The organism is Faecalicatena contorta (genome assembly GCF_003149105.1).
Lineage (GTDB): Bacteria > Bacillota > Clostridia > Lachnospirales > Lachnospiraceae > Muricomes > Muricomes contortus_C.
In genome coordinates this window covers 172,920-195,402 of record NZ_QGDS01000001.1, presented here as the reverse complement: position 1 = coordinate 195,402, position 22,483 = coordinate 172,920, and the positions used below count along the sequence as shown (strand labels likewise).

Here is a 22,483-nt window from a genome sequence, read left to right as displayed (position 1 = left end):
GCAAGCCGCCCCAAACCCTGCCACTTCGGGCCAAGTTGGCCCGAAGTCGGCGCTTCGCACCTTATGTTGCGTCATGTCGCTATCGCTCCCTTTCCTTATTTTTCTGCGCGTCCGTCAGGCCGAGCAGGTGGTCTATATTACTTTTCACCGTCACAATTTCCTGCATGGCCTTTTTAGTTTCCCGATACTCTCGATAAGTCTTTTTCTTGTCGGCCGATAACCGCTGAAACTCTGCTTTGAGCGTATCCATTTTGGGGAGCTTTGCCCCGGACAGCAACCGCCGGAATGTGTCCTGCGCCGCCCGGTAGGTAGCAATATCGGCTTCATGCTCGGCAAGATATTTCTTGTTGTACTTCGCCGCCTTATACCCCTCAAACACAGACCGGGTTTTAGCGTAATCCACCACTGCCGCCTTTAGCTCCGCATTGACACGCATAGCGGCTTCGGTGGATTTTATGCTATCCGAAAGCACATGAAAGTGGTCGGTAAGCTCTGCGGCCTTTTGCTCTAAATCTGCATATTCCATCAGGCCGTTTTCCTGCAAATACTGTAAGGCTGCCGCCATCTGTTTTAGGTTGAATACCTTTGCCCAGCGTTCATAGGCAGGGCCTTTTCCGGCTTTCATACGGGATTGAATATCTACAATCAGATTGACCTTGCGCCGTTCCTGCTGGGCGGTTCTGCCCTCAATCGCCGCTTGTATATCCTCCTGCCCGTAGCCCTTACCAAGCGTAGAAGCTCGAAGCCGGGTAAAGCGTTCCTGCCCCTCTGCCCGGAAGCTGATTGTGCCGCCGCGCCCCTGCTTGATTTCATAGCCAGCCGCCACCATTGCTTGTAAAAAGGTATCCATATCCGGCGGCTTCGTTGCAAGGCAAATATCAATCTGCGCCTTTAATTTCTCTTGAAAGGTGGGCGGCTTATGACCGCCGAGCCATTCCCCGTAATGCTTGAATTTTCCCTTGCTGTGGCGTTTCGGATTGGTAATAACAGATAGCCTATTTTCAAAACATATACGGTCGGAGAGCCGCCGCACCGCACGGGCCGAACCGATAAAATCCCGGAATTTCCGGGTGCAGTCCAGCGAGGTGGAATTGTAGTAAATATGACAATGAGGGTGGGGACGGTCAGCGTGGGAAACCACGAAAAAGGCGTGTCGTCCTTTTGTCCAGCGCATGGCAAGGTCATAACTGATTTTGAGGGCGGTTTCCGGGTCTGTTTCACCGGGCAGGAACGCCTGCCGGATTTGATAATATAGCACATCATTTTCCCGTTTTTGTTCCCGCCCTGTGATAGCTTTGTACTTTGCTTTTGAGAGTAAAAATTCTGCGTCAGCCGTGTCGGGGTCACATTCATAGGCAAGAATTAAATCGCCGTTGCGGGTCTTGTCTGGATTTTTCCCGTAATCAAAACCGTCCTTTAAGGTTTCCATAATGGTCATGCCGCTTCCTGCATGACGGGTCATAAGGCGGGTGGTTGCTATGTGCATTTCCTCCTTTCCTCGAAAAAACAACTTCGGGCCAAGTTGGCCCGAAGTAGCCCGGCAGCTCTGTTATTCTGATGTTAGTTTACAATGAAAAAGCGAAGCGAGTTGTTCAGGCTGTGCAGTCCGTCAATCAGGTGTTCCGCAATGGCGGGAATCCCAAGAGGAGAAATCAAAAACGACAGGAACAGGAACACGCCGAATCCCAGCTTTTCGCCGCTTATCAGCAGGGCAATGCTGATAAGAACACCTATCCCGGAAACTACCTGTAAGAAAGCGGCGGCATAGCAGAAAATAAATTCAATCATGGGTGTTGCTATCGTCAGCAGAACCACAAACGGCGCGGCGATAATCTTAAATATCAGCTTAATAAACTTCATAAAAATTCTCCTTTCATTGAGCGGCCTTATTGTTGTATCCTACCTATATTTTACCATTTCGTGCAGAGAGTAACAATGTTGTCGAGGCCACACCGATCTTGTCCCGGGACTTCGGGACAAGTTGGCTCGAAGTCAGCTTGTATACGTATGGAAAATGCTGTATAATAGAATATAAATAAATTTTACCACTTTTGAAAATTTAGTACATATTGCTGCTTTTGCGACGAAAAGGATGGATAAAGGCGAAGGAGAAGAACAATTATGAATATTGATGAAACATTGTATCAGTCGATGCTCGAAAACCAAAATTGTTTAAAAATTAGCAGTAAGATTGAATTCCCTGTATTTGATAATTTCAATGGGGAAAAAGACCTACAGTCTACGCGTGAACAATATCGAAAGAGAATTGAACCGTGGCTTAGTGCAGCACTACAAACTGAACATTTATCAATGTTAATCGGGACTGGACTTACGATGGCTATCTGTTCTTCTGCTGATGTTAAGTCATCTTCTATGGCAAAGGCAGAATTTGGTGAGGACTTTTCTACTAAAATAAACACTTATGCTGAAAATGCCGCAAAGCAAATGGGAAGAGGTAATTATAATATTGAAGATCAGATACGAACCGCTTTATCCTTGCTTCATGGCTACGAAATAGATAATAATGATGAAGCAGCAAAGAAGCTTGGTGCTGAAATTGATATTGTTCTTACTGATTTTAGTAATAGTATTTTAGAAGCAGAAAAAAGTTTTATGACAGCACTAGAATCTTCAGATACTACCCAATCAGCTAAAGCAGAATTCGCACTATTTTTACTTAAGTCATTTATTACATCTTTCAGTAGTAGGACTGCGACCAGAGAACGAACGCATATTTTTACAACCAATTATGATCGTTTTATAGAACTCGCCTGTGATTATTCAGGTATTAAAATTTTGGATCGCTTTTGGGGAAAAATTGTTCCCCGTTTTCAAGAAAGTCCAGCTACAATTGATTATTATTATCGGACACCAGATGCCAAAAATGAATTTCGCTATGCAGAAGGTGTTGTTCGTTATAGTAAAATTCATGGCTCTGTAGATTGGGTTAATAAAAATAATACAATTTATAAGGATTGTCTTCGATTCGGAGCTGAAAAAGTTGAATTACCCAAAGATAAAACTTATCGTGACCATTTAATGATTTATCCTAATTCCATGAAATCAGTTGAAACAGCCTTATATCCATATTCAGAACTCTTTCGTGATTTTAGCAGTGCAATATGTCGGCCAAATTCAACATTGGTAACATATGGATACGGATTTGGTGATACCCATATAAATAAAATCATCAAAGAAATGCTTAGTACTCCCTCTACGCATTTAATCATTATTTCTTATGGAATGGACGAACGTCTTGTTGGATTTTTAAGACAAATTAATCTTGCTCAAATAACATTACTCTGTGGTAGCGAGTTTGGTAGTATTGAAAATTTAGTACAATTTTATTTACCGAAAGCAGCTATTGACACGATAACTGAATCGGCAAGTAAACTTGTTGATGCTCGTAAAGGATATTTAGACAGAGCGGAGGTTAGTGCGGAGGTGGAGAATGAACTTTAATAATTATTCAGATAAATGCATCGGAATAGTTGACTCGGTTTCTCCTTCCGAAATCAAAGGTTTCTTATTGGATACTGCACCAACAAATGTTTCCATTACTGAGGGTAATATATCTTTATTCCCAAGAATAAATAGTTTTTTAACTATCCCCAATGAAACGGGGTGCTTAGTTGGTATGATTTCGTGGATAGGATATAATCACTTAAATGTAAATAGTGAGGTCAATCTGCCCCGGGGGGCGCGAATTATTTCGTTAAATATACTTGGTCATATCACAGCTACATTAAATGGCCTTGAATTTGAACGAGGAGCATTTACCTTACCTACTGTGGGTGACCCTATTCTTCTTCCTGACCCGGAACAACTGGATACTATCATTGAAAACCATGATGCAGAATCCATCACAATTGGAACGTCACCATTAGCTGGTAATAGGGATGTTCGTATTTCTGTTAATGAACTTTTTGGGAGGCATCTTGCTGTGCTTGGAAACACAGGAAGCGGAAAGTCCTGTACAGTTTCTGGATTGATACGGTGGTCAATAGAATCAAGTGAAAAAACTGGTCAAAAATCTCCAAATGCTCGTTTTATTATTCTTGATCCTAATGGAGAATATAAGCATTCATTTGATAATTTAAATGTTGATGTAACACATTGTACTGTAAAGGACTTGGATAAATCCAGTTCTTCTCAACTACGGATTCCTGCATGGATGTGGACAAGTTCTGAATGGGCTAGTGTATTTCAAGCAAGTGATAAGACACAAAAGCCTTTATTACGTGAAGCTCTTAGAGATCTAAAAGCAGCAAACCAAGATTGTACTAAATTCAGCAAAGAAACTGTAACTGGAGATCGTATTAAAATTTTTATTTATAAATTGGAATGTTTTCTGCGTGAATCAATCGTTTCTCAATCTCATTTGTCTAATGAAAGAACAAAATTCGGAAAAGAACTCAAGGCTAGAACCGATGCGCTTAGGCTCGAAGTTCAAAAGCTTGATGAAACGAACGATTATAAAACAGCTTTAATAAATTTCTGTGACAATACTGATGCTACAATTCAACAATATCAAGGTACATATAACGGAAATCTGTATTACAATATTTTCCCTGCGCAAGATGTTCAAACAATTCTTAGTAACACTATAGGTATCTCTGGGACTTTTGGAAAAGTAAGCGAAAACTTAACATGTAATGAAGACGATCCAATAGAATTCCCCATTGAAAACCTTGCCCCCTATATTGCTGCACTTGCAAATGATACTCAAGTGGCACAATATATTGACTTTATGACTATAAGAATTAAGAGTATTCTTCGTAATTCTTTGCTATCGCCTGTCATTGGAAACAATCCACAAATCACTTTATTAGAATGGGTAAATTTATTTTTGGGTGAATCAAAAGAAAAGAAGGCAAAAATTTGTATTATTGATTTATCCCTATTACCTTCAAACATAGTCCATTTGATGGTTTCAGTCATTGCAAGATTAATTTTTGAAGCATTGCAGAGATACCGAAAGCATTATGAAAAGGAACTTCCAACATTATTGATTATGGAAGAGGCTCATAACTTTATAAAAAAGTATTCTGACAATAATGATAATTCGTCAGAAAAACTATGCACCCAAGTATTTGAGAAGATAGCGCGTGAAGGTAGAAAATTTGGTTTGGGACTTGTTGTTTCCTCACAACGTCCTTCCGAATTATCTCCGACAGTTTTATCACAGTGTAATTCTTTTATCCTTCATAGAATCGTAAATGATCGAGATCAAGATATGGTCAGGAGAATGGTTCCAGATAACATGGGAAATATTTTATCAGAACTTCCCGCTTTACCAACCAAAAAAGCCATTATTTTAGGTTCTGCCGTTTCAATTCCTACTGTGGTAGATATTAAAGATATCCCTTCACAAAACAGGCCGAAATCGGACACTCCAGATTTTTGGAAAGTATGGACATATGCCGAAGAACGTTCTCTGGATTGGAAACCAATTATTGACACTTGGCAAGGCTAATTACCTACTAAAGTAAAAGCGGGGAGCGGCGACATTATGCCAACGCTCCCCGCTTTCCTTATAGCTCCACCACCGCCGTAAGCTGTTTGAGTACCTCCGAAACCCGGCTCCACAACTCTGCATAATCTTTTTGTAGGGCGGTAATTTCGGACGGATACACGCCGTAAGTATTCGCATGAATGGCAACCTGATTCAGATTGTTGGCACATCTGCGTTGCAGGGAAACCAGCTCCCGGACAGGAGCAAGGTCAACATTCAGCACATAGCCATTGAGTGCCATCTTGCGAATATACGCACTTAAATTCTGTGTTCCGGCCTGTGCCATACGTTCCCAAATGGCGGCGTATTCTTCCTCACTCACCCAAACGTAGAGGGGAACGCCCCGCCTGCGTTTGGGGCGGCTCACCGTTCCTCCCGTTCCCGGCTCCGGCGTTTTGCCGGCGGCTCCTTTACCCGGTCTTTTGGCTTTTCCTCCGGCATGGCCTGCGGAACAGGCAGAGGGGCATTATTCGGAATCCCATCAATCATGTTGTAATTCTGTTCGGTGGAAAGCTCTGCGTTTTTCAAATAGTTATCTTTATCGTGCATGATAAATCTCCTTTCAGTTTTGTTACAATTGAATATGTTCTGATGAATTGCTATAATTAGGTTAGAGTTTATGGTGTTTTGGCAAACAGGGATTTGAATAGGAGTAATTTATGGTGGAAATAAAATATAAGCCTGCTGACAATACAGATATTGAGCCTATTTTTGAGTTGAATAAGGCACTTATTGACGAGTACGAAAACAGAGAAATTATTGATTATCAAAAAGTTCTGTTATGGGTACTAAACAAGATTGAAACCCATATACAAGAGTATATATGTGTCACACTAAATGGAAAAAAAGTCGGATATTACTATTTTCATCGAGTAGATGGAAAAATGGAGATTGATGATTTGTATATTTTCCCTCAATATAGAAATATGGGAATAGGGACAGAAGTATTAAAAAAGTGTCTGTCTGAAACAAACCTCCCCATTTTCCTTTATGTTTTCGCAAATAACAAAAGAGCCATTGCTTTATATCAAAAGTTAGGCTTTCGGATAACAGAAATTATTAAAGAATCTCGATATATAATGCAGCGAATTTGATAAATCCTCATTTCTAACGAACATCGGGCCAAGTTGGCCCGATGTTTTGCTATCTGTCCTTTTCCATATTCTTAGTAAGGGAAGAACGGGCGGCAATGGATTTACTTTCAGCCTTGCTTTGCGCCTGTTCCCGCATGGGGCCTTTTCTATCGGGATTGCCGGGAGCGGCCCGAAGCTCATAATCGGCAAGCTGCTTTTCCGTCAGGGGTGCGTCATACACAAGATAGCCCCACGCCAGAAATCGGCCCTGTTCCACACTTTCCCGCTTATCAAAGTTCACAAGGTATAACGGGCCGTTCTCCGTTTTGGGAAACGTGCCAATATCCACCGGCCTTTGTGTAGAATAATATCGGTAAGCCGATTTTTCGGATACGCCGTAATCATGCTGATACTCCGAAACACGGTTCTCATAATCCCTTGTAGCGGCGGATTTATTGGTGGTATAGTGGCCCCAATAGTAGTCGCGCCTGCCGCTTGCGTCCTCGGTAAACTGCCATGTGGCAAAGGGCTGTACTGCCTGCGGATTTTCCCCAAGGGCAAAGCCACGGTCATTCTCAAAGACAATGGCACGTTTGATTTCATATCCTTTTACGTTATCGCTCATTTTCCCTCCGTTCTCATACATAGAAATGTCACGCTGTTACCCTCAAAAAGCGAGGGTATGAAGCATAGATACCTTTTCCTTGAAACCGGGGCCGGAAAGCCCCGGAAATCAAGTCTTTTTCAAGCAAACTTCGTGACACCTTACCCCTTGCTTTTGCGTCTGTACCGCTGTTGGCGGCGGCGGTCTGCTTCACGTTTTCCTTTCCGACGGCAGGCTTCGGAGCAATAGGTCTGACTGGTGACAGGAAGAAAGGCCGCACCGCAGACCGGGCAGGGCTTACGGGAAAGCACCGCAGAGGTTTCTGCTAAATCAGCTTCCAATACCGGGGCAAGAGGAAGCACGGACTTTTGAAAATACTTGCAGTATGCGCCCGTCCAGCATTTATCCAGCATATAGCAACCGCCGTAATCAAGGGGCAGACAGCCATATTCCGGGTCATAGTTGGCACACATCCCTGTTACCAGCCTGCGGATTGCGGCACGTTCCCGGCGGGTCAGTTCGCGGGGTTCGGCGCTCATAAGTCCGACTTCGGGCCAAGTTGGCCCGAAGTTCCCTCCCTTTGCGGTAAAATCAAATCCCGGTAGCAAACGCCTACGCAGACAGAGCCGTTCCAATAACTGCAATCCCGGCAGAGGGAGCCTTTCGGCGCCTTGCGCGGCGAAGCCGGGCGGCACGGACGAGGCTTTTCTTTCATCATTTTTTCATAGGGGCTGTTTGTGAAGTTCATGCGTCCTCGTCCTCCCCGGTATCAGAGGCCTCTCCGTCTACTTCCCACGGCGGGGTATCATCCTCCTGCTCGTCGTAGGTATCGGCCTCGTATTCGTCAAATTCGTCCTCTGCCAAAGCGGCCTGCTCCTGTTTCGGGCGGTAAATCTTAAAGTAATATCCAGCCCCGCCGCCAAGGACTACAACCGCCAGCACCAGCAGGAGCATTGGGGTATTGCTTTTTTGCTCCGGCTCCGGTTCGGGCGTTGGCTCCGGCGTGACTTCGGGGGTAGTTTCCGGCTCCGAAGCGGACAGCGGGTTTTCTTCGTCATTGGTATCCTCGGACTTCTCCGCAAGGGCCAACAGGTCTTTTTCCGTCACGGCGTTCAGAAAATACACATTGTCCGTTTCCCGCTGAAGGTCAATGACAAGGTAAAATACATTTTCGTCCGGGGTGGTAATGGTGTAAAACTGCTTGCCGTCCTCGTCCGTGGCGGTATTGTCTACGGTTCCCGTTCCGGCTGGGGTAAAGGGATTGGGGTCGCTGGTTGTTTCAGAAGTCGCCGGAGCTTCCGTTACTTCCGGGGTTTCCTCACCGCCGCTGGCATAGGCCACAGTGCTAAAGGAAAATGCCATTAAAAAAGCGGCGCATAGCACCGCCATCATACGAAATTTCTTCATTCTTCGATTTCCTCCTTTTCAGTTTGGGCGGGTACTGCGGACTTCGGGCCAAGTTGGCCCGAAGTGGCGCCGCCTGCCTTTGCTGCTTTCAGCAGGTCGGCAAGGTCGGTCAGGGAAATATCCATGCCGCGCACCGCGTCCACGATTTCCAGATTTTCCAGCTCGGTTTTCTGCTTTTCCAGTTCTCGGAGCTTCGTTTGAAACTCATTGATTTTATCCTTAGTTTTCTGTATGTCCTTGCTGACACGTTCAATTTTGACGTTCAAAAGTTACCTCCTTTTCGTTATGGCAAACGCCCATAGCCTAAAAAATGATTTTGCCAGTAGTTTGTATTGATCGAAGTGTACTGTATGGGGGAACCGCAATGGATCATCATACCGTTTCCAACGTAAATTCCCACATGGCTTGCGCCGGAAGTATCGTAGGTGCCTTGAAAGAAAATCAGGTCGCCGGGCTGTGCTTCGTCCGGTGGGATATGGGAACAGGAATTGTAAAGCCCTGTTGCGGTGGTTCGCCCCACGCTTCCCACACCCGACTGATTGATGACCCAGCACACAAAGCCCGAACAATCAAAGGAAGTGGAGGGAGAAGAACCGCCCCAGACATAGGGGTAGCCTAAATATTTCTCCGCTTCCGTAATCATGGCGGCAAATTCCGGGTCGGCCAGAGCTTGTGGCGGTATGTCGTAATCGGTGTATTCCCCGGCATGAGCGTAAATATTGCCCTCGAACAGATAAGGGCGGTTGCCTTTGGTCTTTTGGTAAATGGCATAGCGTTCCGTCTGCTCCGGGTCGAGATTGGAAAGAGCCACGGCTCCCAATGACTTATTCTTCAAAGACACATTGAGGATATAGTAATCATAGGGAACCTCGTAGGTGTCGGTATGGGTTTCGCCGTTCTCGTCCGTCCAAGTGTCGGTTTCAGTGCGGTAGCGTACCTCCACCGTTTCCGTGATGGTCAGGATATATTGCTGTCCGAACAGGGCTTGCAGTTCTGCCTGTACCTGTGCCGGGGTGTAGCCGCCGTATTTGGCAGTCAGGTAGGAAGCCAGCTCAAAGGGGTCATGTCCGATTTCGTCCACGGAATAGCGGTACTCGTCATAGCCGGAATAATCCTGTTCTATCCGGGAGAGCCGTTCCCGCAAATCCTTTTCCAGTGTGGTATAGCGTTCTTCCACGGCTTTAATATCGCTGTCCGATGAACCGTAAGAGGTGCCGCCTACAACACTAATCAGGCCGTTGCCAATGGTGGTAATTCCCGCCATGCAGGATTGCAGAATCACAATCAGCAGGAACATTACCAGCGCAAGCAGTAAAACCTTTGGGTTGCTCTTTACAAAAGCCGCAATCGTCCGGGCTGCTTTTTCTGTGAACCTCACCGCTTTTTTGCCCTGCTTTGCGGCTTTCTTTGCTTGCTTTCGGTACTGCTTTTTTAGCTGTTGCTTCTGCCAGAACCGGGAAACCGGGTTACTTTGCAGGCTAGGATTCTCCTGCACAAGCTGGCGGTAAGCGTAATCGGCCCTTGCGCTGATATGCTTATGTTCCCACTTGCGAACCTGCCGGGCAGGTCTGGTGCGGATACGGTGCTTCATAAAGCGTGTACCGCCCCGGACAAGGTGTTCTTCGGCAAGCTCGGTTTTGTGGGCGGCTTCCGTGCCTGCATTTTCATGCTCCACTTGATGGATTTTTCCATGCACATACCGCCATGACTGATACCGGGTGGAACGGCTGAAGGCTTTGACCGGGCCGGGTTTCTTCTGCGGTTTCTGGTTCGCCAATTTTTCACGGGCAGTATTCAGCTTTTCGCCGCTTTTTTCCATACGGAGCTTTGATTTCTCCATACGCTTACCGTCCTGCGCCGCCTTTTTGCTGGTAGAACCATTACGGGAAGCGGATTCGTCGCCGGGCGGTGGCTCACCGTCGCGCCGCAGACGTTCAGAGGGTCGGGGCTTCTTGCTGTCCTGCCGGAGCTTTCCCGACTTCGGGCCAAGTTGGCCCGAAGTTGTGGGGTCAGCATATTTCGGCGGGGTAGCTATTTCCGGGGCGGCTTCATCTTCAAACTGCAATTTTCGTTTTTTCGTATCAGGCGGGGCCGAGCCAGAGCGATTGCCCACAGACAGCGAAGTTCCCAGCGGGTCGGAGGTCGGAGGGGGTGTTTTTCCGGCAATTACCTTTTTCGGTGCAGTCCGCTTTTTTGACTTCGGGTCAAGTTGGCCCGAAGTTGCCGCCTGTCCCTCCGGCTCGAACCGCAAGCGGCCCGGCCTACCCGTATCACGCATTTTGGGCCTCCCTGATGTCCTCCGGGCGAGTGGTAAGCAGATTATAAATCTCACCACGGGGGAAACGGTCTACAAAGGGAATAGTGGTATTGCCGAAGAACAAAAGCCCTTCCCCGGAATTGCTGTGGGCGATATAGGAAAGCTGATGTTCCGATATACCAAGCTGTTTGGCGAGAATCGCCCGGTCGCCCTGTGCCTGTGACAGCAGTATCATAAAGTCGCTGTTTTCCAGAATATTTTCAATTTCCCGGCTGGCTAAAAGATCTTTCACATTCTGCGTGAGGGCACTCGGTACACAGCCTTTTTTACGGAGCATTTTCCATACACGGACAAAGTAGCTGGCAGAAAGTGCGTCCTGCAACAAAATATGAAATTCGTCATAGTAACACCAAGTCGCAAGGCTTCTGGAAAAGTTTTCGTCTACCGCCTGTGTTACCAGTTCGTTTGTGATGTGCATGGCGATTTTGCGTAGGTTTTCGCCCATGCTTTTTAACACGATACAGGTAATGCGGTTGTCGGTCTGCACGTTGGTAGGGTGGTTAAACATATTGAGGGAGCCAGTGCAGTAAAGCTCCAAGGCGGTTGCAATCCGTCTGGCTTCCGGTTCGGGCTGTTTACACAGGGTTTCATACAGGTCTTGCAAAAGGGGCATTTTTCCGTCCCCGATACCAAGGGCAAGTTCCCGGTACACCAGCCGCACACAACGGTCAATCACCGTTTTTTCAATAGGCTGTAAGCCCTCCTTTCCGCCGATAATCAGTTCGCATAAGGACAATAAAAAATCCGCTTTCATCGAAAGCGGACTGTCCTCTCCGGCTAAATTCAGTTTTAAGTCCATTGGGTTGATGTGATGGAGGCTATTGGGCGATATTTCTATGACCTCCCCGCCAAGCCGCATGACCAGTGGGGCATATTCGCCCATTGGGTCTACCACGATAATGCGGTCTTTGGTGGCAAGAAACACGTTGATTAGCTCACGCTTTGCGGCGAAGCTCTTGCCGGAGCCGGTACTGCCAAGATACAGGCCGTTAGCGGATTTCAGCTTTTTGCGGTCTGCCATGATAACATTGTGAGAAAGAGCGTTCATACCGTAATACAACGCCTGCCCGTCCATGCGTAGCTCCTGCGTCATAAAGGGAACGAAAATCGCTGTAGAGCTTGTTGTCATGCCCCGCTGTATTTCAATGCCATTCCAGCCAAGGGGCAAGCTACTCATAAAGCCCTGTTCCTGCTGAAAGTCCAGCCGTTTGAGAAAGCAGTTGTATTTCTGCGTAATGCCCGATACCGTGAAAATATCGTTTTCCAACTGCTGGCGGGTGGGAGCCGTATTCACCACAAGGAATGTGAGAAGAAACATTCGCTCGTTGCGGCTCTGTAAATCTGCCAAGAGTGCCGCCGCGTCCTTGCTGTAAGTGAGCAAATCCGGGGGAAGAATATCAATGTCATACCCGGCCCGGGCGGCTTTTTTCTGCTCGTCCATTTTCATACGGTCTATGTCGGTCAGTTTGGCCTTGACCGTTTTCACTGCTTTGGTCTGGTCTACCGTCTGGATATGCAGGGTGATGGTCATTTCCGCGTCTACCTCCAAAAGCTCCGCTAAGAGCTTGTCGGAAAGCTCGGAAGCCATAATCTGCATATACAGAGCCGCGCCCCATGTGGTTCCCACACGAAAGGCGCGGCTTTGGCGAAAATCAAAGGAAGTGGGAGCGATAAAGTCCTTTGTTCCCATACCTGTTTTGGGTATCATATCCCATGAAAAGCGGAATGGCTCCCGTCCTCCGGGGTGTAGCTGGCTGTGCAGCACCTCCAGGCGTTCCCGCCCGGAAAGGGTTGCCGATTGTACGCCCAGCTTCTTGAAGTTCCCCACAATATCCGCTTCGATACGCTCCAAGCGGGGCCGGGCCGCCGCGATTCCGTCTGCTTGAATCCCGAATGTGATGTATTTGGAACGGACAATACCGTTGTTGCTTTTGGCAATCTGGTTTTCCAGCATAGCGGTAAATTCGCCCCGGATACTGTTGAAATCGTCGTCCTGCGGGGAAATGTTCACGTTGTAACGGTTCTCCGGGCGGGAGCGGTGATTGATAAAGGAAAGCTGAAAGGGCAAGGCACTGTCAAAGTAATTGAGAAACCCGCAGTACCCGTCAAAAATGGTGCTTTGGTCGTCACTGGAAGCCACGGCGTAGTTAATATCCTCATAGGAAAGGGTCTTTGTATAGTAGCCCTCCCGCACCTTGCAGATACCGTCTTTCAGCATTTCCTTGTAGGGAATGGTCTGCTGTGCCGACTGCGGCCCGCGCTTTTTAGGCTTTCTACTTTTTACGGGAACGGGCGGGCGTTTTGTTTTTTGTGCCATTGGGTGAAACCTCCTTTCCGGGGTTGCTTAGGTAGGAATAGAAATTCTGTGTCTGATAAGGTCTTGTACGGGGCCACAGGAATTTGGAGCGGACAATATTTTGCACCACCTTTTCCAGCGGCTGTCCGTCACGCTCATACATGGCAATGAGAAAGCAAGGGAGCATAAGGGCTATCATTAAGAGCATAGCCCCGGTATTGCCAATGGAAGTACGGGTAAACAGATACGTCGGAATCCCGATTACCGCCGCCGTTCCAAAACATAAAAGCTGGCGTTTGGTAAGATTGAACGCCATTTTGGTTTTTATTTTTGATAAATCGTTTGGTACGCTTACATAGGCCAATGAAAAATCCTCCTTTCTGACTTCGGGCCAAGTTGGCCCGAAGTTGATTATCGTTCTGCATTGTGGATAGGAACCGTCTGCCGTGCCGGGGTCTTTTCCAGTCCGGCCTGTCGTATCCGCCAATAGTCCGGGTTGTGTTCCCGAAGTGACTTATTGATGTTTTCCTCAAAAGCAGACTTATCCCTAATGCGGTCAGGAATCGTCCACAGCTTTTTATCTAAAAGCTCCCGCAGGGCAACATCTTCCTGTGTATCTTCCTCAAAGCAGAGAAAACCGCTGTGACGAAAGCCACACTTGATCGCGGCAGAAGAAAGCACCGCCGCCATATCCTTTGCAACCATTGTGCCGCCATGACTGGCGGTACTCACAAGAAACACGCCGGGGCAGAGAATATCACAGGTCTGCACCTTGCCCCACGGCGATTGTTCCGGCTGTTGATAGAGCATAAAATCCTCCTTTCCGGCACTTCGGGCCAAGTTGGCCCGAAGTAGCAATATTACCTTTCTGCATTTTTGGTCTTACCGGCCTTTGCAGGAGCAGGCCGGGCGGCTTTTTCCTGTGCCGCCTGTTTCGCGCCCTCCGCAAGCTGTTTCGGGATAGACTGCTTTTCGGGGGAAGCAATGGCAGCAGCGCGGGTCTGCAACTTTTCAAGCTCTGCATGGTAGGCCGCTGTCACGGCTTCCGTCAGCTCGGCACGAAACTCCTTTGTGATGGGGCGGGCCGTATCCCGGTAGCCGGACTTGCTGGTCTTATCCGGCTTGCTCGGCATACCTACAAAAATGCCCTTGTCGCTCTGTAAAATCTTGAAATCGTCAATCACAAAGCAGTCGTTCAGTTTCAGACTGGCAAAGCCTACAAGGTTGCCCTTTGGCTCAATGAGCCGGGCGGTAACGTCCAGTTTCAGCGGCAGAGCCGCCTGTTCCGTTTCCTGCGGAACCGTTGTTTTTTCGTTGCTCATAGTAAGAATTTCTCCTTTCTCACTTCGGGACAAGTTGGCCCGAAGTTGTCAGTGTGCTCCAAAAATAGATTTTGCAAGGCTTCCCGTCTTGAACATGGTGAAGCAAAGTAGAACCGTATAGCCGATAACCGTCCATATGGCTCCAATGGGGTTGCCGCCTACGGCGATACTCTGCACCAGCTTTGCGTAAATCCCCACGCATACCAAAATCAGCAAGCCTTGAAAGCCCACGGCGCACAGGGATTTCAGATAATTCTGGCCCATGCCGCCAATTTCCCGGTTGACCAAGGTTGCCATTGGCACGGGTGCTAAACTGGTCAAAAGATAAATTTCAATCATTCTGCCGTACACAATGACAAACACAACAATGTTGATTGCTACGACAATAATCTTAATCAGAAAGGATTGCATCCACAGACCGAGCAGAGGGCCGATTTCCATTGTCATGAGCTGGGCTTCCAAGCTGTCCAGCATATCGGGGCTTACCCCTGTATTTCCTGCAATCACGCCCCCTGCACTGTTAATGACGCTCTGCGATACATCAAATACCGCCATTACAATGTTGAACGTGTTGGAAAGAAGCAGTACCGCGACAAAGGTCTTGAATATCCACTTGAAGAAAATCCATGTGTCAATGTCGTGCAGGTTGTTCCGGTCAATGAGCATCTGAATCAGCTCATAGCACATGACAAAGGTAAGCACCAGTCCGGCAATCGGCAGGACAACCGTTTCGGAAAGCTGCCGTATGAGGGAGAATACGCCGGGGTTCCAATTCCTCGGCGTGGTTCCCACCTGCGTTGCAATCTCTCCGATCTGGTCGTTCACGTTCTCGAAAAGGCCGATTAAATTGCCCATGATACCGTCTACCAGCAGGCCCTTTATCCATTCGTTAATCCAGTCGGTGAGAAAATCCATACCGGCCTACCTTAAAACAGGCTGGAAAGCATAGGTACAAGCGTTGTTCCCAGCAGGATAACGCCGCCCCCGGCCATAAGCTGTTTAATCCCTTGCGATTTCGCGCCCGGATTGTCCGACCCGTAACCTTCCAAAAGATTGATAACGCCCCATACGGCAAGACCCGCGCCAAGAGCCACAACAAGGGTCTGTAAGGTGCTAACTGCACTTGTAAAAAATCCCATAATCTAATTACCTCCATATTTTCATATTGTTTTCGGGTACAAAAAAACCGCCATTTCCGGCGGCTGTCATTTCGGGCCAAGTTGACCCGAAGTTATGCAAATGCTTCCGGGTCGTCCACATCATCATAGTTGAGAATGTCCTCGTTCTCGTCTATGGCGACGGTTTCCTCGTCGGCATTTACTTCATAAACGATATACTGCTCATTGGGATTGAGCTTTTTCATGCGGCGGTTTACCAGCTTTGAAGCGTCAAAAGCGTTGCGCTTGTCGGCTTCGGCGGTATACCTGTAATTGGGGTGCTGTTTCAAATCGTATTTTAGGGATAGGAACGGACGCAGACCGCGAAGCTGTAAAATACACTTGTTGCCCGGCATGGTGGTCAGTTCGTCCATTGTCATAAGCTCCTTGCCAAGCCGTTGCAGATTTTGTCCATAGCTTTCCGACTGACCCCGTGTGCGGCTTTCCGTCTTCATGGAAATGGTTTCTTTCCCCAAAACCTCCGAAAGCTCCTTGATGGTGGAATGTTCCCGCCCACCAAGAAAAATCACGCTGTCCATATTCCCCATAATGGTTTCAGCGTGGTCTTTATACAGAGCCTTTAACTGGCTCTGTGCCTGTAAAAACAGGCACAAGGATATTTCGCGGGATCGGATAACGGCAACCAGCTTTTCCAGTTGAGGAACCTGCCCGGTATTGGCGGCTTCGTCCCATAATACCCTTACATGATGGGGAAGTCTGCCGCCGAATTTGCTGTCGGCCCGTTCGCACAAAAGGTTGAACATCTGCGAAAAGGCAAGGGCAACAATGAAGTTGTAGGTCGTATTGGTGTCGCTGATGATGAAAAAGGTAGCGGTTTTCTTATCACCCATGCGGTCAAGCTCCATTTCGTCATAGCTCATAATCTCCCGGAGCTGTCCAATGTCAAAGGGAGCAAGTCTGGCTCCGCAGGAAATCAGGATACTTTTTGAGGTTTTGCCGCTGGCGAGCTTGAATTTTTTGTACTGGCGCACCGCAAAATGATTGGGGTTGCGCTTTTCCAAGCCAAGGAACATATAGTCCACAGCATTTTTGAAATTTTCATCATCTTCCCTTGTTTCCATGCTGTTCAGCATATCCACAAGGGTATTGATATGGCGTTCTTCCTCCGGCCCCTCAAAGACGATATAGCCGATTAAAGCGCAATACAAAAGTGTTTCCGCTTTCGTCCAGAACGGGTCGCCCTCTTTGCCGTCGCCCTTTGTGTTCTCAATCAGAGCGTTTACAAACTTCAAAATATCGCTTTCTGTCTTTAAGTAGGCCAGCGGGTTATAGTGCATGGATTTTGAAAAATCTATGCTGTTGAATACCTTGATTTTGTAGCCCTGCTTTTTCAGAAAAGAGCCTACCTGCTCTAAAATGCCGCCCTTTGGGTCAACCACCACATAGGACGAATGAGCCTGTAAAAGCTGTGGGGTCAGCCAAAAGCGGGTTTTCCCGCTTCCGCTGGAGCCTATGATACAGCAGTTAAGGTTTCGGGCGTTGGCGGGATTTGCCGGGCGGGTGTTCATGGTAAGAAGCTCCGTGCCTGTAAGTATTACGTTGTTGCTGAATTTGGGGTCGATAAAGGGCTTGATGTCCTTTGCCGTTCCCCACCGGGCCGAGCCATATTCCACATCCCTCCGAAACTTTTTTGCGTTTTTTACCTTATACCATACCACCAGCCGGAGCATGACAGCCCCTGCAAGGCCAATGAGCCAATCGGACAGCACAAAGCCCGGCGCAAATGAAGCAAACGCCGGGCCTGTGGTTTTCATCATGCCGATTAGCTTTTCCCCAAAGTCTGCACCTGCCGCAAGACGGTAGGCTGTGCCGAGCTTCAGAAAGAACCACAGCACAAACAAATAGGGAACATTGGGAATCACATATTTACGGATTTTATCGTTCATTCCGCACCACCTCTCGTTTCCGTTCCTGCTGACGCGGTTTGGTGCGCTCCCTGTCGGCAAAGGATTTTAACTGTTTCAGAATAGAGGGGCGGCGGCTCTTGCTCCGGTTCAGTACCAGCTTTGTGTATTCGCCAAAACAGGCGGTGATAGCGTCCGCCTGTCCAGCCTTGAAGAACAGCAGGTATTTGTCCGGCCCTGTTTTATGAAAAGCATAATCCACATTGTATTTTCGGGCCACACGGTCAAACAGCTTCGTATCCCCGGACAAATCAAGGCTATTGGTAGAAACACCGTGGTTCATCAGCTTTTTTACGCTCTGTCTGCCCTGTGGGGTCTGCCGTTTCTGATGGCCCTTTTGTATCTGCCGGAGTGCTGCCGCCAGCACCTTTGCCAGTGTCCGGCCCGTCAGTTTTGTGGCATTGACGGATAGGGCAACCGTCCGGCGTTCAATATCTTCCTGCATGAAATTCCTCCTTTCCTGCCAGATAGGACAATCGTATATGCGGGAGGACTTCGGGCCAAGTTGGCCCGAAGTGTGTTACCTCTCCGCATTGACAGGGCGGGGGCGTTCTGTGGTGGGAGTGTCCTTTTGTTCTTGCGCGATTTTTTCATTGTGGGTCGCAAGAGCTTCCCGGATAGAGGGCTTTTTCTCTGCCGCCCGTTCTTCCAACCGTGCCAGCGTTTTCAAAGATTTTTCTACATGGCTTTTTATACTGGAAAAATGGGAACGCTCCGCATGAAATGGGGCAGATATGACCGCCGCCAGCTTACCGGGCCGTTTGACTTCCTGTGCCGCTTCTCTGCCAAGCATGACCCGACCCATGTTTTTCAAATGCCGCCCGGCTTGATGGTATTCGGTGCTGATGGCTTCGATTTTGGCAATAGCCTTATCGTCGTACTGAATATCCTTTGTGAGCATATCCCGCATGGCTTCTAAAGTGGGGCACACCTTGAAGAACCGGGCTACGTTATCCAGCGCGGAAATGCCGGTTTCCTTAAAAGCGGTAACGGCGTTCTTACAACCGTCTATGACGCTTTGCTTTAGCTCCGCCAATTTATCCCGCAAGTCCAATACCTGCCCCTGCATAACAATGACCGCCTTTTGCAAATCGGTCTTAACCGGGTGGTTCTGTTCCTGTGCTGTTCGGAGTTCCTGCCGCATGGCGGCAAGCTCCTTTACAGCGGCGTCAAGCTGTTTTTCCATTGCTCCGACATGATGCAGAACCGCAAGAAAATCCTTTGTGGACGGGGAATTGTTTTCCCGCAATATCGCCAAAAGCTCCTTAACGTGTTCATTTTCCAAAATCGGCTCGGCGGTAGTTTTCGTTTTTGCCATAGGCTTTAACCTCCTTTCACACTTCGGGCCAAGTTGACCCAAAGTGACAATTGTTTCAACTGTATAAATGTGGTATTATTAACCTAAAAATATAATTTGAAATGAATAAAGGAGCTTATTATGGATAACTTGGAAAAAGTTAAGTACTTTTATGAACATATCACCTCAAACCACCTTCTTAATGAATTACCTGAATATATTGCAGATAACTGCACGGTAAGAATAGGAGAAGATATTATCCCCGTAGGTATTGAGGGCATGAAACAACATATGGTAGATGTCAGAAAAACCTATCCTGATTTGAAAATGACAATTATTCGCCAATACGCTGATGGCGATATGATAATCTCAGAGTTTCTTATGGAGGGGACACATCAGGGGGAATGGCTGGGCATGAAACCCACAGGCAAAAAATTGCGGATGACAGGTGTTGACATTGACAAAATTGTTGATGGCAAAATTGTCGAGCATGGTGGAGCTGTCAATACTTTTGAAGCCCTCTTTAATGCAGAAATCATTAAACCTGCATAATGTCCACCAGTTTTCACCATGTCTTATAAAATTGTATTACTTTCCTTAACAGCTACGGTCTAACTAATTCGTAGCTGTTTTTTTATCGTTCCTCACAGGACGGGGCAGAGCGGTCTTTTGAGGTGTACGGTGCGTTGTCAATCATCTGCTGATACTGTTTGAGTGTGTCACGAATAGAAAGCTTTTCCGGTTTGGGATAAGCGAAAATCCGGTATTCTTCCGGTAAATCTTCCCTGCCGCAGTAAAGCTCGGTGAAGCTGTCGCCTGTCCGCACCACATATCCGCCTTCGGTAAAGCGTCCGTCCTCGTCCATGCTCATATCCCGTCCGTAGGCTTCATAATCAATGTAGTTTTCCAAATGCTCCGGAATTTCCAGCGTACACATTTCTTCAATATAGTAGCGGCCCAAATCGTCCTCGTTCTCAATTCCGGTGTAAAACTCAAAGCAATCCAGATTTTGCGTAAGGTTAATTAGGGCGGGTACACTGTTGTACTCCCCGAAGTCCACGGCGGCAGAAAACTTTTCTAACTCCCATTCCTCCATATCGTCCAGCAGGGAAGCCAAGAAGTTCAACTCATCAATGCTTTCATATTCTCCTAAGCAGTCACGCAGACCGGGAATGTCGGTTTCATAATTAGTAATGAAAATTTCCTCATACCGCACACCGTCCACATGGATACGCTTCAAAAGAGCCTGCACTTCCTCGGTGGTGGCAGGGAGCTTTAAAGGCTCCCCGTCCAAATATCCCTCGTTATACCGTCCAAGATTGGTAACAAAGGCTTCAAGCATGGTCTTTTTCCTGCCCCTGTGTTTTCACGGTCAGAATCCCGTCCAGCGTGGTTGCCGTGATGTTCAGCCGCCCGGCAACGGCAATGTCGTTTTTCACGTCCTCGTCAATATCGCTTCCGCATACGACAAGTACATGGGCGCGGCGCAGGAGATCCCGGCTCATATCAATGCCGCTTTTATGTTCCTCCGGGATTGCGTCATTGAGAAAAAGCGGAAGATACAGGGTCGGGCAAACCGGGGAAAACCCGGCTTCATAGACTGCCCGGCAATACTGCGCCGCCTGTTTGGTATCCGTATCGTGATTGCCGCACCACGCGGCAGTAATGTATGCTAAAGGTCGTTTCATGATTTAAGCACCTCCGTTCTTGTTGCGCTGAATGTGTCAACCTATCCCCCCGCCCTTTCCACGCTTGGAAAGGGAGCAGCTCAAAGGAATATATATCCCCGTCGCTTGACTGCCTTAAAGCATAACCGGGAGAAATCCGTCAAGAGTGCGAAGCACCGCCTACGGCGGCAAGCTCTTGACCGATTTTCCCGGCTATGCTACCCAATAAGCGGCGACGGGGAATATATTTATCCTTAGAGCTTTGGGGCACGGGGCAAAGCCCCGCATATACCGACTTCGGGCCAACTTGACCCGAAGTGCTTATTTTTCCTGTTCGGCTTTCTTTTGAGGAGCCGAAACCTCTTTCAGCTTCGCCTTGTTTTCCTCCAGCAGTTTCATAATGGTATCCTTCATTTCGCGAGGTGTTTTCTCCTTGCCGAAATACTGGCTTAATTCCTGACTTGAAATAATCACTTTGTCTGCCTCCTTTTTTTCTTCTAACATGATTCCGTCAATCACATCGGGGTTTAACAACTTCTTTTGGTCAAGGTCACGCATACGCTGTGCCTGTGAGAGTGAGGGAGCCGACTGCTGGCCCTCAATGGCGATAGCGATATACCGCTGATTTTTGGGCTTGATGAACGCAAGCTCCACGGCGGGAGTGAACGCGATTTTCTTTTCGTCCACCATTTTTATAAGGTCGGGAACCAACTCATTGAGCTTAATATACCGCTGAACCTGCTTGACCGTCATTTTGTTGCGCTCTGCTACAACCTCATTGGAGCGTTGCCCGTTGCCGGTTCGCGCGCCCTGCCGCTTGATGGCTTCCAACTGCATTTGCAGGGCTTTGGCCCGTTCACTGGGCAGGATATTTTCACGCTGGTTGGTGTTGTCCTCTACCATCTGCGTGATGGCCTGTTCGTCCGTCATGTTGCGGATAATACAAGGCATATCCGCAAATCCGGCTAATTCGCTGGCCTTCTGGCGGCGGTGGCCTGATACGATTTCATAGCCGCCATCTTCACGGGGGCGCACAATGGCAGGCTGGGTAACGCCCTTGTCCTTAACGCTTTCCACCATAGCCGCCATTTCTTCATCATTACGAACCTGAAACGGGTGATCTTTGAAAGCGAAAAGCTCGGAAAGATTGAGATAAACAATCTGTTCCTGTTCGCCGGGGTGGGGTGCTTCCCTCGGTTCGGACGGCAGTTCCGGGGCAGGGGACGGCGTTTCCTGCTGTGCCTGTTCCGTAGCTTGCGGGGAATCAGAAGCCCCGCCGCCAATTTCTGCGGCTTGTTTCGGTTTATCCGGCTTTTCCGGTTTTACAGCCTTTGGGGCTTTTTCCTGTTTGGCAGGGCGAGTAGGCTTTTTGTCCGCTTTTTCAGTGGTTTTTTGTGAGCGAGATTTGGGCTTGCTGTTAGCCGTTTTCGGCTCGTTTTCCTTTCCCTTATCCATACCGGGTTTCTCTGGCTCTGCCTTTTTTTCGGTGTGTGCTGATTTTTCCATGTCCTTTTTTTCGGGGGCGGTCTGCTCCGCTTCCTTTACCGCCGCCTGTTTCCCGGAAACAATCTCATTGATTTTGTCAAAGGAAACCACCACATCACCGGGGGCGGGAATGTCAATGGGGGTAGGTACTTTCGGCCTGTCCTTATCAGATTCATGCAGGGCGGCTCCGTCCTCATGGGGAAGTGCCGCTGTTTCTTCGGCAGTCTTTTCCGGGGCAGGAGCTTTGCCGCCAATCTCCGGCATGGGTTTGGGAGTGCTTTTTTCTTCTGCTGCGGCTTCCTGTGCCGGGGCGGTTTTTACTTCGTCCGGTTTGTTTGGCTCATTTTTTGCCATGCGTTTTTCCTCCTTGTCTGTTTTATGGCATGAAAAAGGGGCTTGATTTTTTAGGTCAAGCCCC

Annotated in this window: 25 protein-coding genes; 4 read left to right on the top strand and 21 right to left on the bottom strand. The window is 48.0% G+C overall.

Going from position 1 to position 22,483, the window contains the following annotated elements:
* Window positions 1–79 precede the first annotated feature (79 nt).
* Together A8805_RS00960 and A8805_RS00955 are read right to left on the bottom strand one after the other, a co-directional pair.
* Window positions 80–1,480: a relaxase/mobilization nuclease domain-containing protein gene (locus A8805_RS00960; protein ID WP_109708785.1), complete on the bottom strand. Its 1,401-nt coding sequence runs from the start codon at window positions 1,478–1,480 to the stop codon at window positions 80–82.
* 80 nt (window positions 1,481–1,560) lie between these two features.
* A complete protein-coding gene (locus tag A8805_RS00955) occupies window positions 1,561–1,860 on the bottom strand; it encodes a CD1845 family protein (protein ID WP_109708342.1) in 300 nt (99 codons plus the stop codon).
* A 261-nt stretch (window positions 1,861–2,121) separates the two neighbouring features.
* Here A8805_RS00955 and A8805_RS00950 point away from each other — a divergent pair, with 261 nt between their 5' ends.
* A complete protein-coding gene (locus tag A8805_RS00950; protein WP_055669135.1) occupies window positions 2,122–3,462 on the top strand; it encodes an SIR2 family protein in 1,341 nt (446 codons plus the stop codon).
* The gene (locus A8805_RS00945; protein WP_055669136.1) at window positions 3,452–5,476 is read left to right on the top strand and encodes an ATP-binding protein; all 2,025 of its coding nucleotides are present in this window, start codon (window positions 3,452–3,454) and stop codon (window positions 5,474–5,476) included. Before A8805_RS00950 ends, A8805_RS00945 begins: the two co-directional genes overlap by 11 nt.
* A 58-nt stretch (window positions 5,477–5,534) precedes the next feature.
* On the opposite strand, the gene A8805_RS00940 is transcribed toward A8805_RS00945, so the two are convergent.
* Together A8805_RS00940 and A8805_RS00935 are read right to left on the bottom strand one after the other, a co-directional pair.
* Window positions 5,535–5,882: a plasmid mobilization protein gene (locus A8805_RS00940; RefSeq protein ID WP_055669137.1), complete on the bottom strand. Its 348-nt coding sequence runs from the start codon at window positions 5,880–5,882 to the stop codon at window positions 5,535–5,537.
* Window positions 5,879–6,064 (bottom strand): DUF4316 domain-containing protein, encoded by a 186-nt coding sequence (locus tag A8805_RS00935; RefSeq protein ID WP_055669138.1) that lies wholly within the window; start codon window positions 6,062–6,064, stop codon window positions 5,879–5,881. The genes A8805_RS00940 and A8805_RS00935 overlap by 4 nt, the downstream gene beginning before the upstream one ends.
* Window positions 6,065–6,174: 110 nt before the next feature.
* Between A8805_RS00935 and A8805_RS00930 the strand changes: the two genes are divergently transcribed.
* A complete protein-coding gene (locus A8805_RS00930) occupies window positions 6,175–6,609 on the top strand; it encodes a GNAT family N-acetyltransferase (RefSeq protein ID WP_055669139.1) in 435 nt (144 codons plus the stop codon).
* A gap of 49 nt (window positions 6,610–6,658) precedes the next feature.
* Here A8805_RS00930 and A8805_RS00925 read toward each other — a convergent pair whose 3' ends face one another.
* The 14 genes from A8805_RS00925 to A8805_RS00855 all read right to left on the bottom strand — a co-directional run bounded on the left by A8805_RS00925 (window position 6,659) and on the right by A8805_RS00855 (window position 18,934).
* The gene (locus tag A8805_RS00925; RefSeq protein WP_055669140.1) at window positions 6,659–7,213 is read right to left on the bottom strand and encodes a hypothetical protein; all 555 of its coding nucleotides are present in this window, start codon (window positions 7,211–7,213) and stop codon (window positions 6,659–6,661) included.
* Window positions 7,214–7,353: 140 nt separating this feature from the next.
* A complete protein-coding gene (locus A8805_RS00920) occupies window positions 7,354–7,731 on the bottom strand; it encodes a cysteine-rich VLP domain-containing protein (protein WP_074042380.1) in 378 nt (125 codons plus the stop codon).
* A gap of 205 nt (window positions 7,732–7,936) precedes the next feature.
* Window positions 7,937–8,599, bottom strand: a complete 663-nt coding sequence (locus tag A8805_RS00910; protein WP_109708341.1) for a CD1107 family mobile element protein — start codon at window positions 8,597–8,599, stop codon at window positions 7,937–7,939.
* Window positions 8,596–8,865: a DUF4315 family protein gene (locus A8805_RS00905; RefSeq protein WP_013271028.1), complete on the bottom strand. Its 270-nt coding sequence runs from the start codon at window positions 8,863–8,865 to the stop codon at window positions 8,596–8,598. Before A8805_RS00905 ends, A8805_RS00910 begins: the two co-directional genes overlap by 4 nt.
* Window positions 8,866–8,882: 17 nt before the next feature.
* Complete coding sequence (locus tag A8805_RS00900; protein ID WP_420319459.1) at window positions 8,883–10,529, bottom strand: C40 family peptidase; 1,647 nt, start codon at window positions 10,527–10,529, stop codon at window positions 8,883–8,885.
* 340 nt (window positions 10,530–10,869) lie between these two features.
* Window positions 10,870–13,233 (bottom strand): VirB4-like conjugal transfer ATPase, CD1110 family, encoded by a 2,364-nt coding sequence (locus tag A8805_RS00895; RefSeq protein WP_181392701.1) that lies wholly within the window; start codon window positions 13,231–13,233, stop codon window positions 10,870–10,872.
* Window positions 13,190–13,576: a PrgI family protein gene (locus A8805_RS00890; protein WP_109708339.1), complete on the bottom strand. Its 387-nt coding sequence runs from the start codon at window positions 13,574–13,576 to the stop codon at window positions 13,190–13,192. The genes A8805_RS00895 and A8805_RS00890 overlap by 44 nt, the downstream gene beginning before the upstream one ends.
* Window positions 13,577–13,623: 47 nt before the next feature.
* Complete coding sequence (locus A8805_RS00885; protein ID WP_109708338.1) at window positions 13,624–14,022, bottom strand: DUF7007 domain-containing protein; 399 nt, start codon at window positions 14,020–14,022, stop codon at window positions 13,624–13,626.
* Between the two features lie 50 nt (window positions 14,023–14,072).
* Window positions 14,073–14,567, bottom strand: a complete 495-nt coding sequence (locus tag A8805_RS00880) for a SpoVG family protein (protein ID WP_055669145.1) — start codon at window positions 14,565–14,567, stop codon at window positions 14,073–14,075.
* Window positions 14,568–14,582: 15 nt separating this feature from the next.
* A complete protein-coding gene (locus A8805_RS00875; RefSeq protein WP_109708337.1) occupies window positions 14,583–15,449 on the bottom strand; it encodes a VirB6/TrbL-like conjugal transfer protein, CD1112 family in 867 nt (288 codons plus the stop codon).
* An 11-nt stretch (window positions 15,450–15,460) separates the two neighbouring features.
* Window positions 15,461–15,673 (bottom strand): Maff2 family mobile element protein, encoded by a 213-nt coding sequence (locus tag A8805_RS00870; RefSeq protein WP_011988858.1) that lies wholly within the window; start codon window positions 15,671–15,673, stop codon window positions 15,461–15,463.
* Between the two features lie 92 nt (window positions 15,674–15,765).
* Window positions 15,766–17,598, bottom strand: coding sequence for a VirD4-like conjugal transfer protein, CD1115 family (locus A8805_RS00865; protein WP_055669148.1), 1,833 nt, complete (start codon window positions 17,596–17,598; stop codon window positions 15,766–15,768).
* Window positions 17,588–18,061 carry a PcfB family protein gene (locus tag A8805_RS00860; protein WP_055669149.1) on the bottom strand — a complete coding sequence of 158 codons (474 nt, stop codon included), beginning with the start codon at window positions 18,059–18,061 and terminating at the stop codon, window positions 17,588–17,590. Before A8805_RS00860 ends, A8805_RS00865 begins: the two co-directional genes overlap by 11 nt.
* A gap of 75 nt (window positions 18,062–18,136) precedes the next feature.
* Entirely contained in the window at window positions 18,137–18,934 is a 798-nt protein-coding gene (locus tag A8805_RS00855; RefSeq protein ID WP_055669150.1) for a DUF6674 family protein, read from the bottom strand.
* 120 nt (window positions 18,935–19,054) lie between these two features.
* On the opposite strand from A8805_RS00855, the gene A8805_RS00850 reads away from it, so the two are divergent.
* A complete protein-coding gene (locus A8805_RS00850; RefSeq protein WP_055669151.1) occupies window positions 19,055–19,465 on the top strand; it encodes an ester cyclase in 411 nt (136 codons plus the stop codon).
* An 82-nt stretch (window positions 19,466–19,547) separates the two neighbouring features.
* Here A8805_RS00850 and A8805_RS00845 read toward each other — a convergent pair whose 3' ends face one another.
* The 3 genes from A8805_RS00845 to A8805_RS00835 all read right to left on the bottom strand — a co-directional run bounded on the left by A8805_RS00845 (window position 19,548) and on the right by A8805_RS00835 (window position 22,419).
* Window positions 19,548–20,255, bottom strand: a complete 708-nt coding sequence (locus tag A8805_RS00845; RefSeq protein WP_055669154.1) for an antirestriction protein ArdA — start codon at window positions 20,253–20,255, stop codon at window positions 19,548–19,550.
* Window positions 20,248–20,601, bottom strand: coding sequence for a hypothetical protein (locus A8805_RS00840; RefSeq protein ID WP_011988863.1), 354 nt, complete (start codon window positions 20,599–20,601; stop codon window positions 20,248–20,250). The genes A8805_RS00845 and A8805_RS00840 overlap by 8 nt, the downstream gene beginning before the upstream one ends.
* Before the next feature lie 300 nt (window positions 20,602–20,901).
* Window positions 20,902–22,419 (bottom strand): ParB/RepB/Spo0J family partition protein, encoded by a 1,518-nt coding sequence (locus tag A8805_RS00835; RefSeq protein ID WP_181392700.1) that lies wholly within the window; start codon window positions 22,417–22,419, stop codon window positions 20,902–20,904.
* Window positions 22,420–22,483: the final 64 nt, after the last annotated feature.